Source organism: Terriglobales bacterium, assembly GCA_035691485.1.
Classification (GTDB): domain Bacteria; phylum Acidobacteriota; class Terriglobia; order Terriglobales; family Acidobacteriaceae; genus JAIQGF01.
Window position 1 is genome coordinate 35,693 of sequence record DASSIZ010000069.1, and the last position, 16,840, is coordinate 52,532.

A 16,840-nucleotide genomic window follows, 5' to 3' on the forward strand; every position below is an offset into this window, starting at 1 on the left:
TTTCAGGGGTGAGGTCATCGCATGACGCGCTGGTTAGCCGTTTTGGCAATCGTCTTCCTGGTTATCGCTGTGGCCGCGCAGCAGACGCCGGCGTACGACATCATTATTCGCAACGGGCATATCGTGGACGGCACCGGTTCTCCGTGGTACGCCGGCGACCTCGGGATCCGCGACGGACATGTCGCCGCCATCGGAAATCTTTCCGCGGCGCCTGCCAGGCATGTAATTGACGCCCGCGGACGCGTGGTCGCGCCCGGATTCATCGACATGCTTGGCCAGTCCGAGTTGACCATCCTGGTGAATCCGCACGTGCCTTCGAAAATTTACCAGGGCATTACCACCGAAATAACCGGCGAAGGCGGATCGGTGGCCCCGCTGAACGACCGCATCATTGAAGCCGATCGTATCGGGTACGAGCGCTACCAGATTCTTCCCGACTGGCGGAATTTCGAGCAGTATTTCGCGCGCCTGGAAAAACAGGGCATCGGCATCAATTTCGCAACTTACGTCGGAGCAACCCAGGTTCGTCGCATGGTTCTGGGCGACGACAACCGGACGCCCTCGCCGGCTGAACTGGAGCGCATGAGTGCCCTGGTTCGCGAAGCGATGCAGCAAGGCGCGGTGGGAGTCTCCACCTCGCTGCAGTACGCCCCGGCCCCCTACGCCGCCACCGAGGAACTGATTGCGCTCGCGCGCGAGGCCTCGCCCTACGGCGGCATCTACGCTACCCATATGCGGAGCGAAGGCGATCGCATCATGCTGGCGCTGGACGAGGCAATTCGCATCGGCCGCGAGGCCAATGTTCCGGTGGAGATTTGGCACCTCAAGACGGCGGGCAAAAAGAACTGGGGACGGATGCCCGACGTCATTACCAAGATCAATGCGGCCCGCGCCGCGGGCGTGGATATCTCGGCCGACACCTATGCCTACACCGCCGGGTCGAATTCGTTCTCCGCGCTGATTCCGCCGTGGGCGCACGATGGCGGCGATGCCAAGCTGATCCAGCGACTGAAGGATCCCGCCACCCGGGCGCGAATCCGAAAAGAATTGGAGACGGATTCCGGCGATTGGGAAAACGAATGGCAGGAGGTCGCAGGTCCGGAAGGATTCCTGGTCACTGCGGTGCACAATCCGAAACTGGTGTCGTTGCAAGGCAAGCGGCTGCCGGAGATCGCGAAGATGTGGGGCAAGGATCCCATCGACGCGGCCTTCGACCTGCTGATCCAGGATAATGCGATCACGGAGGTCGCGCTGTTCATCATGTCGGAAAACGATGTCGCGCTCGCGCTGCAGCAACCCTGGGTATCAATTGACAACGACAACGGCGGCACCGCGCCCGACGGCCTGCTCGGACGCGAGCATCCGCACCCGAGGGCCTACGGCACATTTCCGCGGATCTTGCGGAAATATGTCCGCGAGGAAAAGAAGCTCAGGTTGGAGGACGCGATTCGAAAATTTTCCGCGCTGCCGGCCCAGCGCATGCGGCTGGCCGATCGTGGCGTGCTGAAGCAGGGCATGTGGGCGGACGTGGTGATCTTTGATCCCGACAAGGTTCACGAGCTGGCAACGTACGAGGATCCGAACCAGCTTTCGGTGGGCATGGATTATGTGCTGGTCAACGGCGTGCCGGTGATCGAAGATGGCAAAATGACGAACGCTCTGCCGGGGAAAGTATTGCGAGGAGCTGGATGGAAGAAGAAATAGGCGGCCTCTCTACGATCCGCTATCACCGCAATTCAATTCAGCAATTCAGCAATTCCGCAGTTCCGCAATGCGGCAAACTTTCTGCTAGCTGTACAGAACTTTGCGCTCGCCTTTCACGATCCTGCCCATGGTGAAGGCTTTCTCGCCCACGCGCTCCAGCACGGTCTGCACTTTCTTGAATTTCTTCGGCGGGACTACCAGGATCATGCCGATGCCCATGTTGAAGGTGCGCATCATTTCGTCCTGCGGGATGGAACCGAGCTGTTGCAGGTGCTGGAAGATGGGCTGCACCGGCCAGGTGCCCATCTCCACGACGGCAGCGGTGCCCTTGGGGAGCGCGCGCGGCAGGTTCCCGGTGATGCCGCCGCCGGTGATGTGGGCCATGGCGGAGACGGCGTCGCCATCCACAAGTTTTTTCAGCACCGGCCAGTAACTCTTGTGGACGCGCATGAGTTCGTTGCCGACCTTGTTTTTCAGCTCATTGACGTACGTTTCCGGCGAATAGCGCGCGGTCTCAAATAGCAGCCTGCGGGCGAGAGAGTATCCGTTGGTGTGCAAGCCGTTGGATGGCAGGCCGACCAGCACGTCGCCCACCTCGACACGCTTGCCGGTCAGAACTCTCTCCTTGTCCACGATGCCCACGATGAAGCCGGCCAGGTCGTACTCGCCTTGCTCGTAGAAGCCGGGCATTTCCGCGGTCTCACCCCCGATCAGGGCGCAGCCATTATGCTTGCAGGCATCGGCAATGCCGGAGACCACGCGCTCGGCAATCTCCGGGTCGAGTTTGCCGGTGGCGAAATAATCCATGAAGAACAGCGGCGCCGCGCCCTGGACGGCAATGTCGTTGACGCAGTGGTTCACCAGGTCGCCGCCAATGGTGTGGTGCAGGCTCATCTCGAAGGCGACCTTCAGCTTGGTCCCGACGCCGTCGACGCTGGAGACCAGCACCGGGTCCTTGTACTTCTTCATGTCGAGGGCAAACATTCCGCCAAAGCTGCCGATTTCGCTCAGCACACCCTTGGTGAATGTCTTGTGGGCAAGATACTTGATGCGCTGCTTGGCGCGGCCCGCGCGCTCCAGGTCAACCCCGGCATCGGCGTAGGTGATGGCGCTGCTCTTGGGACCGTTGTCGGGCAAGCGTGTTGTATCCGTAAAGAAAGGATCAGAGCCGGGCAGAACACCTCATTCTAGCATTGGAAGCCGCTTCCAACGGGGCTGCAAACCGCGCGAGTGGCAGCGCCGCAGGCAAAAAGGAATAACGGCGGGTCGGCCTGCGGATCCGCCCCTATTTCAGAAGATACCCGGAAAAGTGATAGGCCAGCACTCCCAGCAGGCCCAGAGCTGCTGCTGCGTACCCAGTGTAAATCCAGAAATTCCGATTGCTCTCCGCTTTCGGTGGTTGTGGCGATGTTGCCTGCTGCATTCGGCCTCCCATAAACTTCCCCGGATGTGCTGGGGACCTCGGTATGAGGCCATTTTCGCTGGTTATGAAAGAGGACCCGCTGGCGTTCTCAAGGAGCGGGCGCACCCACATGAATACAGTGATTCTACACTAACGTTGCCGGGCCCCGAGTGCGAAAAAGCTCTTCTTACGATGCTTTTCCCGCCCTTGGGATGCTCTGTTCTCGGATGCTACCGGCAACCTTGTGAAATTCGGTCACATAGAGGTGTGACAAGCCTGCTCCCCAGCCGCCCCCGAAACGTTTAGACTCTAGTGTTCCCCGACTCGGAGTTTCCTTTTCCCATGGATCCCGCCACCCAACCCGCTCTGAAGACTTCTACTACGACCGACAAAGCGCACGACGTCCTGCGCACCGAGGGCCATCCGCTGGACGCGCTGTTCCACCCCAGAGCAGTGGCGGTGATCGGAGCGACGGAGCGGCCGGGCTCGATCGGCCGCCGGGTACTGTGGGCGCTGCTCAGCAGCCCCTTCGGCGGCACCGTTTTTCCGGTGAGCAAGGACCGCGCCAGCGTGCTTGGCATCAAGGCTTACGCCAACGTTGCCTCGGTGCCGGAGACGGTGGACCTGGCGGTAATCGCGACCCCGGCCGCGACCGTGCCCGGCATCGTCGGCGAATGCGTGCAAGCGGGTGTGAAGACAGCAGTCATCATCTCGGCCGGGTTCAAGGAGCACGGCGAAGCGGGGCTGGAACTGGAGCGCCAGATTGCGGACCGGATCAAGGGCAAGCGGCTGCGCGTAGTCGGGCCGAATTGTCTGGGCGTCATGAATCCGCTCACCGGGCTGAACGCGACGTTTTCTCAGCAGATTGCCCGTCCGGGCAACGTGGCGTTTATCAGTCAGAGCGGCGCCTTGTGCACCGCCATCCTTGACTGGAGCCTGCGCGAGATGGTGGGGTTCAGCGCCTTCGTCTCGGTCGGGTCGATGCTTGACATAGGGTGGGGCGACCTGATTGATTACCTCGGCAATGACACTCGCACGCAGTCGATTCTCATTTACATGGAGTCGATCGGCGACGCGCGCAAGTTTCTGTCCGCGGCCCGCGAAGTTTCTCTTAATAAGCCAATCATCGTGATTAAGGCCGGGCGCACCAAGGCTGCCGCTAAGGCCGCCGCCTCTCATACCGGGACCATGGTCGGCAGCGATGAAGTGCTGGACGCCGCCTTTCGACGCAGCGGTGTGCTGCGGGTGGCCACCATTTCCGACATCTTTTATATGTCGGAAGTGCTGGCCAAGCAGCCGCGGCCCCGCGGTCCCCGCCTGGCGATCTTGACCAATGCGGGCGGACCGGGTGTGCTGGCGGCCGACGGACTGGCCTCGCAGGGTGGTGATCTGGCCGACCTGTCGCCGGAAACGGAGACCGAACTGAACAGCTTTCTGCCGCCGCACTGGAGCCACGGCAACCCCATCGACATTCTTGGCGATGCTGGTCCGGACCGCTATGCGCGCGCCCTCGACGTCGTGCTCAAGGATCGCAACGCCGACGGCGTCCTGGTCTTGACCGCCCCGCAGGGTCTGGCCGAGCCGACCAAAATTGCCGAGTTGCTGAAGCCTTACGCCACCTCGACCGGAAAGCCGATCCTGGCCTGCTTCATGGGAGGTGCGGAAATCGTGGCTGCGAATGAGATCCTGAACCGCGCCGGCATTCCCACCTTCCAGTTCCCAGACACTGCTACCCGTGCCTTCACCTACATGTGGCGCTATAGCTATAACCTGCGCGGGCTATATGAAACTCCGGTGCTGCGCAGCCAGACCGAGCAGGAGCCGGATCGCGCGATTGCCGACAGCTTACTGCAAAAGGCGCGCCAGGAAGGCCGCTCTCTGCTTTCCGAAGCCGAGTCGAAACAACTGCTCGCTGCCTATCTCATACCGACGGTCGACACTCGCGTCGCCGCGACGGCCGACGAGGCGGTGGCGCACGCGGACGCAATCACCTACCCGGTGGTGGTCAAGCTGCACTCGCACACCTTGACCCACAAAACCGATGTGGGGGGCGTGGAGCTCGACTTGAAAGATGCTGCCGCGGTGCGCCGCGCGTTTGCGGCGATCGAAAAAAACGTGCAAGCCAACGCGGGAAGCCGGCATTTCCTCGGTGTGACCGTGCAGCCGATGATTCCCCGCCAGGGATTCGAATTGATCCTTGGCAGCAGCATTGATCCGCAGTTCGGGCCGGTGCTGCTATTTGGTCGTGGTGGGCAGATGGTGGAGGTCGAGGACGATCGCGCCCTGTCGCTGCCGCCGCTGAATACCACGCTCGCCCGCCGCATGATGGAGCAGACCAAGATCTACAAGGCACTCAAGGCCGTCCGCGGCCTGCCGCCGGTTGACCTGGCGGCGCTGGAAACGCTGCTGGTGAATTTCAGCCGGCTCGTAATCGACCAGCGCTGGATCAAGGAAATCGACATCAACCCGTTGCTGGCTTCCGGCGAACGCCTGCTCGCGTTGGACGCCCGCATCGTGCTTCATCCGGCGGACCTGCGCGAAGAAGAGTTGCCGTGTCTTGTGGTTCGCCCCTATCCGCAGCAGTACGTCGGCGACTGGACGATGAAGGATGACACCCGGGTCATTATCCGCCCCATCCGTCCCGAAGACGAGCCGCTGATGATTAACTTTCACAGCCGGCTCTCGGACCGCAGCGTGTACTTGCGCTATTTCCAGCCACTGAAGCTGACACAGCGTACCGCCCACGAGCGCCTGACGCGAATCTGCTTCATCGATTACGACCGCGAGATGGCGCTGGTGACAGAACTCCGCCGTCCGGACGGGACCTGCGAGATATTGGCTGTCGGACGTTTGAGCAAGCTGCACGGCAGCGAGGAGGCCGAGATCGCGGTGCTGGTTCGCGACGAGTACCAGCACAAAGGCCTCGGCACAGAACTGGTGAGCCGGCTGATGCAGATCGCGCAGGACGAAAAACTGAAGTACGTGACCTCCACCATGCTGGGAGTAAATCGCGAGATGCGCGCCATCTGCAAGCGGCTCAATTTCCAGCTCAGCTTCGACATGGAAGACGACCTGGTCAACGCCCGCGCTACGCTGACCTAAACCAAAGTGCACCGGCCCTGGCACCGGCAAACTGGACTGGTTGAAGTCCTCCGCTGCGAGTGAACTCAGGTACATCGCCATTGGCTACTGGCCGCTATTTGCGATACAACTGAGATACTCCCATGAAGCTTCTTGCCGTTGTCTTCCTCCTCGTTTCCGCCGTTTTCGGGCAAACTCCTCCCCCGGTTCCCATCCCCGCGAGCGCCGATAACGCCCCCGCGAAAAACGCGGAAAAGCCAGCCGATTATCCGCAGGAAGCCTATGTGGTTGAGTCGCAGCGCACCGTCTATCGTTTCGAAAACGACGGCACCGGGCGGAAAGAGGTCACGGCGCGCATTCGCGTGCAGACCGAGGCTGGGGTGGAGTTTTTCGGCCAATTGATCTTCGGCTACAGCGCGGCGAACGAGAAGATGGACATAGCGTACGTGCGCGTGCTCAAGGCGGGAGGAGTTGTGGTCACCGCACCTGCCGGCGCCATCCAGGACCTCACGGCTCCCGTCGCTCGCGAGGCGCCGGTGTACACCGACTTTCATCAGAAGCATGTCACGGTGCCTGGCCTGCGTCCCGGGGAGACCCTGGAATACGAGGTCGTGACCACGACAACCACACCATTGGCGGAAAACGAATTTTGGATGGAGCACCGGTTCGCTGACACCGGCATCGTTCTTGATGACCGGCTTGAAGTCAACATTCCGCGCAAGCGGACCGTGAAGCTCAAAACCAGCCGCGGCCACGAAGCGACGGTCTCCGACGAAGGCGATCGCCGCATTTATCGCTGGTCGGCCTCACGCCGGGCGCGGGACGAGGAAGAATCGGAAACGAAAAAATCCCGGCGCGTCCAGCCCGAGCCCGACGTGCAAATGACGACCTTTGCCTCCTGGGAAGCGGTCGGCCGCTGGTACGCCTCCCTGGAACGCGATCGCCGCGCACCCACGCCCGAAGTGCGCGCCCGCGCCGAAGAAATCGTGAAGGGCCGCAACACCGACATGGACAAGCTGCAGGCCATCTACGATTACGTCGCGAAAAATTTTCGCTACGTGAGCCTGTCGTTTGGTGTCGGCCGATACCAGCCGCACTCCGCCGCCGACGTTCTGGCGAACCAATACGGCGATTGCAAAGACAAGCACACACTGCTGGAGGGCCTGCTCGATTCCATCGGCATCCACGCCTCTTCGGCGCTCATCAATTCCTCGCGCAAGCTCGATCCCGACGTTCCCTCGCCCTCGCAGTTTGATCACGTCATCAGCGTCGTTCCGATCGGCAAGGAATTAGTCTGGCTGGATACGACCACAGAGATCGCGCCCTTCCGGCTGCTCACTTTCAATATCCGCAACAAGAAGGCGCTGGTCATTCCGCCCAGCGGCGCGGCGCAATTGATGCAGACTCCGTCTGACGCGCCCGTTCCCAACACGCAATTGATCGAAACGGAAGGGAAAGTCTCCGACTTGGGCAAGCTCACCGCGCATGTGAAGCTGGCTTTCAGCGGCGACAGTGAATTGCCGTTGCGAATCGGCTTCCGCCAGGTCCCCAGCGCGCGCTGGAAGGAACTGACCAAGGCGGTGGAGCAGATGGTGGGGCTGCACGGCGATGTCAGCAACTTGAAGGCTGACGATCCCTCCGACAACCGTGGTCCTTTCCACTTGGAGTTTGATCTGACACAGCCGAACTTCCTGGACTGGTCGAAACGCTCCTCGGTGCTCGATCTGCCGCTCGCCCGCGTGCGGCTGCCGGACTTGGCGGAAGCGGACGCCAAATCATCGGACCCGATCGAGCTTGGCGCTCCCGGCACCATCACCATGCGCTTGAAGATTGAGTTGCCGTCCACCTTCACCGCCCGCGCGCCGCTGCCTTTCGAAATGAAGCGCGACTACGCCGACTACCACGCCGCCTACGAAATGAAGGGCAATACTTTCGCCGCCGAGCGCTCGGTGCGGCTGCTCTGGCGGGATCTGCCGGCCGCGCGCCTGGGCGACTATGCCGCCTTCCGCCGCGCCCTCGCCGCCGATGAAGCTCAGCAACTCGCCCTGGAAAACACGCAGCGCGGCACACCCAAGCCGCCCGAGAATGTGAAGCCGGAGGAACTGTACGAGGCCGGTATCGGGGCGCTGCAGGCGGGCAATTATCGGGGCGCGGTCGAACTGTTGAAACGCGTCGTTGACCTGCAGCCGAAACATAAGTCGGCATGGAACGACCTTGGCAATGCCTACCTCGCGCAGCGCCGCACCGAGGAGGCGATCCAGGCGTTCAAGAAGCAGGTGGAACTCAATGCCTTCGACGAGTTCGCCTACAACAACCTGGGCCGCGCCTGGTGGGAGCGGCGCGATTATCCGAAGGCAGCCGAGGCCTTCCAGAAGCAAATCGAGGTGAACCCGCTCGACAAGTTTGCGCACCGCAACTTGGGAATGATGTACCTGGAGGAGCACAAGCAACGGGAGGCCCTCCCCGAACTGGAAAAGGCCGTTTCCATCAATGCCCAGGACCCGCAGGCCTTGATCAGCCTTGGGCAGGCGCAGCTCGAACTTGGCGACGACGCCCATGCGCTTGCCTCCTTCGATCGCGCGGTGACTATTTCACCCTCGCCGGGGGCTTGGAACAACATCGCCTACCAGCTCAGCTTGGCCAACGTGCACCTCGACATGGCGCAGCAGTACGCCGAATCGGCCGTGGCGTCCACCGCCGCCACGTTGCGCAATCTCAGCTCCGACAGCCTGCAGCTGGAGCAGCAGGCGCTGGTCATCTCGCTGGCCGCGGAGTGGGATACGCTGGGCTGGGTCCATTTCCAGCGCGGCAATTTTGACCAGGCGGAGAAATTCGTTCGCGCCGCGTGGCAACTCGGACAGCACGGCGAGGTCGGCGATCACTTGGCGCGAATCTACGAGAAACGCGGCGAAAAAGACAAAGCCATTCAGATGTACGCCGAGGCTCTTGCCGGCTACAAGCCGGATCCGGAGACACGGGCCCGTCTGGCGGCGTTGCTGGGTGCCTCTGCCCAGGCGGAAAGCACGTCGGCAGCGGCTGACGCGAGCGCGAAACAAGCGGTGAAGAAGGCGGCGAGCAAGAGCACCGGCGCCTCTCCGGCCAACGCCGTAGACGTCAGAATCGATGCGCTGGTGGCAAAAGCGCGCGCCGACCTTGATGCGCAGCGAACTATCGGCGTGGGCGCGCTCCTGCGCGAAACGGCGCAGGCGGATTTCTACGTCGTCCTCGGGCCCGGCCCCAAGGTGGAAGATGCGCGCTTCATCAGCGGCAGCGACAAACTGAAGCCGTTTGCCGAGGCCCTGCGCGCAGCCAAAGTAAGTTTCGCTTTTCCGGACGCCACACCCACGCGTCTGCTGCGTCGCGGTACTCTCTCCTGTGCTGCTGCCGGAGATTGCAAATTGGTCCTCATACCTGCCGATGAAGCGCCGGGAGCGCAATAGCCAGAAAAACCTCGCCTGGGATCGAAGCAGAACGCTCCCGTCGCCTAGCATCCAACTTCGCAAAGCCGAATTGGAGCTCGGGGCGCGCGCCACTCTGGATTCCGCCATGCTTCGAATTCGGAATGGAGGAGACTCATGAACTCACCTGCAAAATTGATCCTTGCCGCGCTCGCGTTTGCGGCACTGCTGCTTCCGCCCCTGGCAACAGCCCAGGCACAACCCCTCACCATCACGGATGGACCCAGAATCGAGTACGTCGGCCCCAACAATGCCGAGATCGCCTGGACTACCAGCACCGGCGGTAGCACGGTCCTGCGCTACGGCACCGATCCCAACAACCTGAACCAGACGGCGCAGGAGCCGTACGCCAGCGGGCAAGGCAGCCAGCACGTAACCCATCGGGTGAAGATCCAAAACCTGCAGCCGAATACCAAGTACTACTTCATGGTCGATTCCGCCCAGGGACAAGGCACCGGTACCGAAGCCAAGAGCTCGGTGCAGTCCTTCGCCACCAAGGGCGGGACCTCAGGCCAGGGTGGCTCGGCAGCGCTGCAGATCACCGATGGCCCGCGGGTGGAGTACGTCGGGACGGATAAGGCGGAAATCGCCTGGACCACCAGCACCGGCGGCAGTTCGCTGGTGCGCTACGGCACCGACCCGAACAACCTGAGCCAGACGGCGCAGGCGCCGTACGATCGTTCCGCGGGTAATGGCCGGCACGTGACCCATCGTGTGACCATCAACAACCTGCAGCCGAACACGACCTACTATTTCGTGGTCGATTCCGGCCAGGGCGAAGGCACGGGCACGGAAGTCAAGAGCCAGGTCGCGCAGTTCAAGACCAAGTAACGCGGAGATAGAGGTAAACAAAAACCCCATCCGGCGTGGTCTTGCTCCGGACGGGGTTTGCCGTCCTCCCCGTTGATGCTGTTGGTGAATACCGTGGTAAGCTGCGCGCGTTTTGCGAGCCGCCGCCATTCTCGGGCCAACTGCTACCGCGAACGACCTTCGCCGGTTTCGTATTTCGGGTGTGGAGATTGCGGTTGTATCCGAGTTAGCTGCCGGCGCGGCCTATGACGCGCTGGTGGTGCTCGGCGGCGACGGCAGCGTTCACCGTCAATTGTTTACAGCGGTAGCGGCACAAATACCCGTGCTCTGTGTTCCCACCGGAAGCGGCAACGACTTTGCGCGTGCCCTGGGACTGGCGCGCGTGGCTGACTCCCTCCTGGCTTGGCGCAAATTTTGCTCGAGCGGCGACAACGTGCGAATGATTGATCTCGGCGAGATCACCTGTGCGCCCGCCGCCGGTTCACCGCAACCTTCCACCACCACGAAAACTCTCTACTGCTGCGTGGCGGGCGTAGGCCTGGATTCGGAAGTGAACCGCCGCGCCAATCGGCTGCCATCTTGGCTGCGCGGCCACGGCGGCTACGTCTTGTCGCTGCCCGGGGCGCTGCTCGGCTTCCAGGCGCCGGAGATCACGCTCGAGTTGATCGATGGCAACGGACCACGACGAATCGAAGAGCGCGCCATGCTCGTTGCCTTCGCCAACGCCCAGTCCTACGGACACGGAATGCGCATTGCCCCGCGCGCGCGTCTTGACGATGGCAAGCTCGACATGTGCTTCGTTCGCCGTACCTCCAGGCTCCGACTGTTACGCCTGTTTCCCACCGTATTTTCGGGCGGGCACCTGTCCTTGCCGGAGATTGAATACGCGCACTGCTCGGCGGTGACCCTCCGCAGCGACCGCCCGCTCGACATCTTTGGCGACGGCGAGTACATCGGACGAACCCCGGCGGAAATTCGCGTCCGGCCGCGCGCGATGCCCGTGATTGCGCCAGAGCAAAATGGCTTTAGTTCCAAATAGGTCCGTGTTCCCAAAGGCACCAGCCAATACTTGCGGTTGCACAACGACCCCCACCTTAGCCCTGACTAGAGTGCACGTCGAGGTACACGGGTTGAATCATTTCCATTTGCAATATTTCCAGCGCGCCAAAATCACACGGACAATTTACGGCGCTTCATTCTTCTCCGAAGTTGAAGCCCTGCATGCTGCCGCAGTGGCGAACGCTACTCGCGGCCAAGTCACAGGATATTACGCCGTTATTCCATGCCATCGCCCAACTTGCCGCCCGGAGGATCCTGACAGCGAGATTGCACCCGCGCGGCCGCCTCGTGTCCTGTCTTCCCGCAACGGTCCGCGCCGCGTTCCCAGGATGCTAAACTAGCGGCTTGATGGCGAACGGCGGCCGTTCTCGCGCGGGACTATGGGTGCTGATCGGAGGCGCGGCCTTCTTCATCTTCGTACTCGCCGTGTACACGCTCGTGTACCTCAGCCTGCGCGGCGAGCAGGGCACCCAGTACGTCACCACCGGCAGCGGGGACAAGATTGCGGTGGTGGAAATCGAAGGCGTCATCCTCGACTCGCAACCTACGGTGCGGGACCTGAAGAAATTTGCCGACGATGGCTCCATCAAGGCCATCATCATTCACCTCAATACGCCCGGCGGAAGCGCCGCGGCTTCCGAGGAGATCTACAAGGAAGTTCGCCGCATCCGCGACGAAAAGAAGAAACGGGTTGTCGCCGATATCGCAGTGGTCGGCGCCAGTGGCGGTTACTACGTCGCTTCCGGCGCCAACAAGATTTTCGCCAATGACGCCAGCGTTGTCGGCTCCATCGGCGCCATCATGGATTGGTACAACTACGGCGACCTGGTGCGCTGGGCCAAGCTCAAGGAAGAGGTCATCAAGTCAGGCGAGTTCAAGGACACCGGCGACCCGGCCCGCGACCTGACTCCCGCCGAGCGCGCCTACCTGCAGGGCATGGTGATGAATATGAAAGACCAGTTCGTGGCCGCCATCGCCAGCGGGCGCGGCCTCAAGGTCGAAGACATTGCACCGATCGCTGACGGTCGCGTCTGGACCGGCCAGCAGGCGCTCCCCTTGCAGCTGGTGGACCAGATCGGCGACTTCGAGGCCGCGGTCAAGGACACCGCGAAGTCCGTCGGCATCAAGGGCGAGCCTTCACTGGTCCGGCCGGCGAAGGAGCGCCACAGCCTTTTCGACCTGATTTTCGGTGACGCCTCCCAGTGGCTGCCCGACCGGGCCAAGCTGCTGCAGCGTAATCCCGGCTTTTATTTTCTGTGGAAGTGAGTTCCAGGATTCCGGTAAATTCAGGTTTGTTCAGGCATTTCCGGCATCACCCGGCTTGCGCAAACCCCTACAAATCTGAGATGTTATGCCTTCCAGCTCAGGAGTGATATCAACATGACTAAAGCCGATCTCATCGAAGAAGTGTCGCGGCTGGCGGAACTGACGCGGAAAGACAGCGAAATCATCGTCGAGACCATCTTCGACAGCATCGTTCGCTCACTCCGTACCGGCGACAAGATCGAGATCCGCGGCTTCGGCAGCTTCCGCACCCGCCAGCGCAAGCCCCGCGTCGGCCGCAATCCCAAAACCGGCGACCGCGTCGAAGTCCCGGCCAAGAAGATTCCCTTCTTCAAGCCCAGCAAGGAACTCAAAGACCTGGTCAACACCGGATCCAACGGCGCCGGCTCTCACGCGCCAACGCCCCCGAGCCAAAGCTAGGGAAGTCAGAATGAAGATGAAGAATGCAGAATTGAGAATACCCGACGCCTCTTCATTCTGAATTTTTCCTGATTGCGATCGCCGCCATCATCCTCCCCGTAACTCCCTTTTCTTTGCGGTGCGAGAACAGCAGGTCGGTGCGGCAGGACGTGCACAAGTCCGAGCACCAGATGTTCTCCTCGCGCAGCCCGGCATCGAGCAATTGCCGCCGGTTCGCTTCCACCAGGTCGAGGTGGACCGTCCGCGGCGGCTCGCCGTGTCCCGGCGCGCGCATGTTCATGAATAGCAGCGGATATTTCCGCCGTACCGGATCCGAGGAGAAGACATCCTGGAACAACCCTTCCGCATAGGAAAACTGCGCCACGAATTTATCGCGAAAATCCTCGCTGACCTCGTAACAGCAGCCATGGATGCCCGGCCCGATGGCGGCTTTCAGTTCCGCCGGGCCGCTCCCGAACTGCCGCCGGAATTCGCCCACGCCTTTTTCGACAATCCGCGACAGGGTGCCGCGCCATCCGGCATGAAACGCGCCCACTGCTCGGTGCTCCGGATCCGCAATTAATACCGGCATGCAATCGGCGGCGCGCACCGAAAGAATTATCTCGGGCCGATTGGTAATCAGGCCATCGCCTTGCAGCGGTTTTGCCGGTATGTCATCCACGCGGTGGATCACGCTCGAGTGCACTTGCCGCATTCCAACCTGGGGCCACACTGCACTGCCCCGGCCCTGCGCCCCGATGGTTTGGAAAAATAGCTTGCGGTTGCTCTCCACGGCTTCGCGCGTGTCCTCCGGCGTGATCCCCAGGTTCAGCGCTCCGCCCCCGTACGCCTCCGAAACCCCGCCCTTGCGCGTGCTGAAGCCGTGCACCAGCCACCGTATTCCGCTGAGCGATTCGGCCCTGATGACTTCCACGCCGACTCCCGATGTCGGTTTCTTCGTCAGTCGCGTCGCCATTCCATTACCAAATTACCAAATTGCTAAATTGCTAAATGCTTCCCGACCCCGCGCATGCTCGTTTATAGTCATCAGTTCGCCATGTATGCCGACTTTCGCTGTGTCGATCGATGGTCCGGGGAACAAGTCCATTGCATATACCAGGCGCTGATCGTGGCCATCGCCACCCGCCACGCCGATGCCGTGGACATCAAGTTCCTTGTCAACGGCCAACCGGTCTGGATTGTGCTTCCCCACCCCGCCTGGGGGGAATACAACAAGCGGACTGGCAGAGTGCTTACCGACCCGCTTGCCGTCGAGGCCGCGGGCCGCTACCTGAAATGGGCCATTGAGTCGGGCGAAAACGGTGGCCGCGAAATGCATACCTTGAGCGTCGATCAAACCTTGTTCCACATTGACGCCATCCTCGAGTCCGAGCGCGCTTCGGTGCAGTCAAGTATGAAGTAGGAGTTCTTTACTTCTGACTTCTGACTTCTTACTTCTGACTTCTAATTTCCAAAACCGGGCGCTGCCCATCCGCCGGGCACGGCCGCGCATCACAAGCGAAAGTGACCGTCGGCACATCCCCGCAGCCGCCCTTCCCCAACAATCAAGCTTGCGCCGTTTCTGCGTGCACGTTGTTGGTGTCACTGGGCGACGCAAATGTCTTGGAACTCGAGCTGCCGTGGTGCACAATATTGAATTCGCAGGTTGAAGGGAGACGCCATCATATGTCCAGTCCTACTTTGGAAGCGGTCGAAACCACCGGCGGAGAGACTAAGAACCGCAAGCTGGCTCAGTGGATCGACGAAGTCGCGCGCCTGTGCAAGCCGGATAAAGTCCACCTCTGCGATGGTTCGCCCGAGGAGTACCAGGCGATGCTGACGCTGATGATCACCAGCGGCACCGCCATCGCCATGAACCCCGAAAAGCGCCCGAACAGCATCTTCGTGCGCTCCAATCCTGCCGATGTCGCCCGCGTCGAAGATCGCACCTTCATCTGCTCGCGCAGCAAGGAAGATGCCGGCCCCACCAACAACTGGGAAGATCCCGCGAAAATGAAGGAGCGGCTCAGCCACCTGTACCAGGGCTGCATGGCCGGCCGCACCATGTACGTGATTCCCTACAGCATGGGCCCCATCGGCTCCCCGATCGCCAAGGTCGGTGTCGAGATTACCGATTCCCCTTACGTCGTCGCCAACATGCACATCATGGCGCGCGTCGGCACGCGGGTCATGGACGTGCTCGGCGTCGATGGCGACTTCGTCAAAGGCCTGCACTCGGTGGGATCGCCGCTGGGCCCCAATGAGCAAGATTCCCCCTGGCCCTGCAACTCCGAACACAAATACATCTGCCACTTCCCCGAAACCCGCGAAATCTGGTCCTTCGGCTCCGGTTACGGCGGCAACGCGCTGCTGGGCAAGAAATGCCACGCGCTGCGCATTGCTTCCGTGCAGGCGCGCGACGAGGGCTGGATGGCCGAGCATATGCTCATCCTTAAGCTCACCAATCCCAAGGGTGAGTCCAAGTACATCACCGGCGCGTTTCCGTCGGCCTGCGGAAAAACCAACCTCGCCATGCTGATCCCGACCATCCCCGGGTGGAAGGTGGAAACCGTCGGCGACGACATTGCATGGATGAAGTTTGGCCCCGACGGGCGGCTTTATGCCATCAATCCCGAGGCTGGGTTCTTCGGCGTCGCGCCCGGCACCAGCATGCAGTCCAATGCCAACGCCATGCTCTCGGTGACTAAGAATTCCATCTTCACCAATTGCGCCATGACGCCAGACCGCGACGTCTGGTGGGAGGGCATGACTGAAAAGAAGCCCGCAGAGTTGACCGACTGGCTGCGTCGTCCCTGGACTCCTGACGCCGGCCGCAAGGCGGCGCATCCCAATGCGCGCTTTACCGCGCCGGCCAGGCAATGCCCCGTCATTGCCAAAGAGTGGGAGGATCCCAAGGGCGTGCCGATTGACGCCATCCTGTTCGGCGGACGCCGCTCCGGCGTCGTGCCCCTGGTGACGGAAGCCCTCGACTGGCAGCACGGCACCTTCCTCGGCTCCACCGCCAGCAGCGAGACCACCGCCGCCACCACCGGCAAAGTCGGCGTATTGCGCCGCGATCCCATGGCCATGCTGCCCTTCTGCGGCTATCACATGGGCGACTATTTCGGACACTGGCTCGACATCGGCAAGAAGTCCGGCGCCCAGCTGCCCAAGATTTTCTATGTCAACTGGTTCCGCCAGGACGAGAACGGCAAGTTCCTGTGGCCCGGCTACGGCGAGAACAGCCGCGTGCTGCGCTGGGTCTTCGAGCGTTGTGCCGGCACCGGCAAAGCGGTGGAGACCCCCATCGGACGCATGCCCTCGCCGAATGACATCGATATCCAGGGCCTCAACCTTCCCTCTACCAGCCTCGCCAAGCTGCTCAGCGTTGACGTGGACGGATGGCTGCTCGAGATCCCGCTCATTCGCGAACACTTTGACAAGTTCGGATCGCGCCTGCCGCAGGGCTTGAAGGACGAAGTCAATAAACTGGAAGAGCGGCTGAAGAAAACGAAGGGCTAAACGGAAACGGCACGGCTTCAGCCGTGCCACGGCCGTTTGAGAAGATCCTTAACGTCGGCCCCGGCGCCTTCGCCGGGGCCTAACTTTCCTCGCGCCAAGCGGATGTGGCGCACGCGCCCTC

The 16,840-nt window shown here is 61.6% G+C and carries 11 protein-coding genes; 9 read left to right on the forward strand and 2 right to left on the reverse strand.

What is annotated here, in order from left to right; genetic code table 11:
• Nucleotides 1-21: 21 nt before the first annotated feature.
• Nucleotides 22-1,704: a D-aminoacylase gene (locus tag VFI82_08550; protein HET7184724.1), complete on the forward strand. Its 1,683-nt coding sequence runs from the start codon at nt 22-24 to the stop codon at nt 1,702-1,704.
• 84 nt (nt 1,705-1,788) lie between these two features.
• On the opposite strand, the gene purM is transcribed toward VFI82_08550, so the two are convergent.
• Complete coding sequence (purM, locus tag VFI82_08555; GenBank protein HET7184725.1) at nt 1,789-2,841, reverse strand: phosphoribosylformylglycinamidine cyclo-ligase; 1,053 nt, start codon at nt 2,839-2,841, stop codon at nt 1,789-1,791.
• A gap of 607 nt (nt 2,842-3,448) precedes the next feature.
• On the opposite strand from purM, the gene VFI82_08560 reads away from it, so the two are divergent.
• The 6 genes from VFI82_08560 to VFI82_08585 all read left to right on the forward strand — a co-directional run bounded on the left by VFI82_08560 (nt 3,449) and on the right by VFI82_08585 (nt 13,218).
• Nucleotides 3,449-6,208 carry a bifunctional acetate--CoA ligase family protein/GNAT family N-acetyltransferase gene (locus tag VFI82_08560; GenBank protein HET7184726.1) on the forward strand — a complete coding sequence of 920 codons (2,760 nt, stop codon included), beginning with the start codon at nt 3,449-3,451 and terminating at the stop codon, nt 6,206-6,208.
• A 122-nt stretch (nt 6,209-6,330) separates the two neighbouring features.
• Entirely contained in the window at nt 6,331-9,627 is a 3,297-nt protein-coding gene (locus VFI82_08565) for a DUF3857 domain-containing protein (protein HET7184727.1), read from the forward strand.
• A gap of 135 nt (nt 9,628-9,762) precedes the next feature.
• Nucleotides 9,763-10,476, forward strand: a complete 714-nt coding sequence (locus VFI82_08570; GenBank protein ID HET7184728.1) for a fibronectin type III domain-containing protein — start codon at nt 9,763-9,765, stop codon at nt 10,474-10,476.
• A 181-nt stretch (nt 10,477-10,657) separates the two neighbouring features.
• The gene (locus VFI82_08575; protein HET7184729.1) at nt 10,658-11,494 is read left to right on the forward strand and encodes a diacylglycerol kinase family protein; all 837 of its coding nucleotides are present in this window, start codon (nt 10,658-10,660) and stop codon (nt 11,492-11,494) included.
• 368 nt (nt 11,495-11,862) lie between these two features.
• Nucleotides 11,863-12,780, forward strand: a complete 918-nt coding sequence (sppA, locus tag VFI82_08580) for a signal peptide peptidase SppA (protein ID HET7184730.1) — start codon at nt 11,863-11,865, stop codon at nt 12,778-12,780.
• A gap of 108 nt (nt 12,781-12,888) precedes the next feature.
• Complete coding sequence (locus VFI82_08585) at nt 12,889-13,218, forward strand: HU family DNA-binding protein (protein ID HET7184731.1); 330 nt, start codon at nt 12,889-12,891, stop codon at nt 13,216-13,218.
• Between the two features lie 52 nt (nt 13,219-13,270).
• Here VFI82_08585 and pgeF read toward each other — a convergent pair whose 3' ends face one another.
• On the reverse strand, nt 13,271-14,173 hold the full coding sequence (gene pgeF, locus VFI82_08590) for a peptidoglycan editing factor PgeF (GenBank protein HET7184732.1): 903 nt from the start codon (nt 14,171-14,173) through the stop codon (nt 13,271-13,273).
• 81 nt (nt 14,174-14,254) lie between these two features.
• Here pgeF and VFI82_08595 point away from each other — a divergent pair, with 81 nt between their 5' ends.
• Entirely contained in the window at nt 14,255-14,620 is a 366-nt protein-coding gene (locus tag VFI82_08595; GenBank protein HET7184733.1) for a hypothetical protein, read from the forward strand.
• 263 nt (nt 14,621-14,883) lie between these two features.
• Nucleotides 14,884-16,719 (forward strand): phosphoenolpyruvate carboxykinase (GTP), encoded by a 1,836-nt coding sequence (locus VFI82_08600; GenBank protein ID HET7184734.1) that lies wholly within the window; start codon nt 14,884-14,886, stop codon nt 16,717-16,719.
• Nucleotides 16,720-16,840 lie beyond the last annotated feature (121 nt).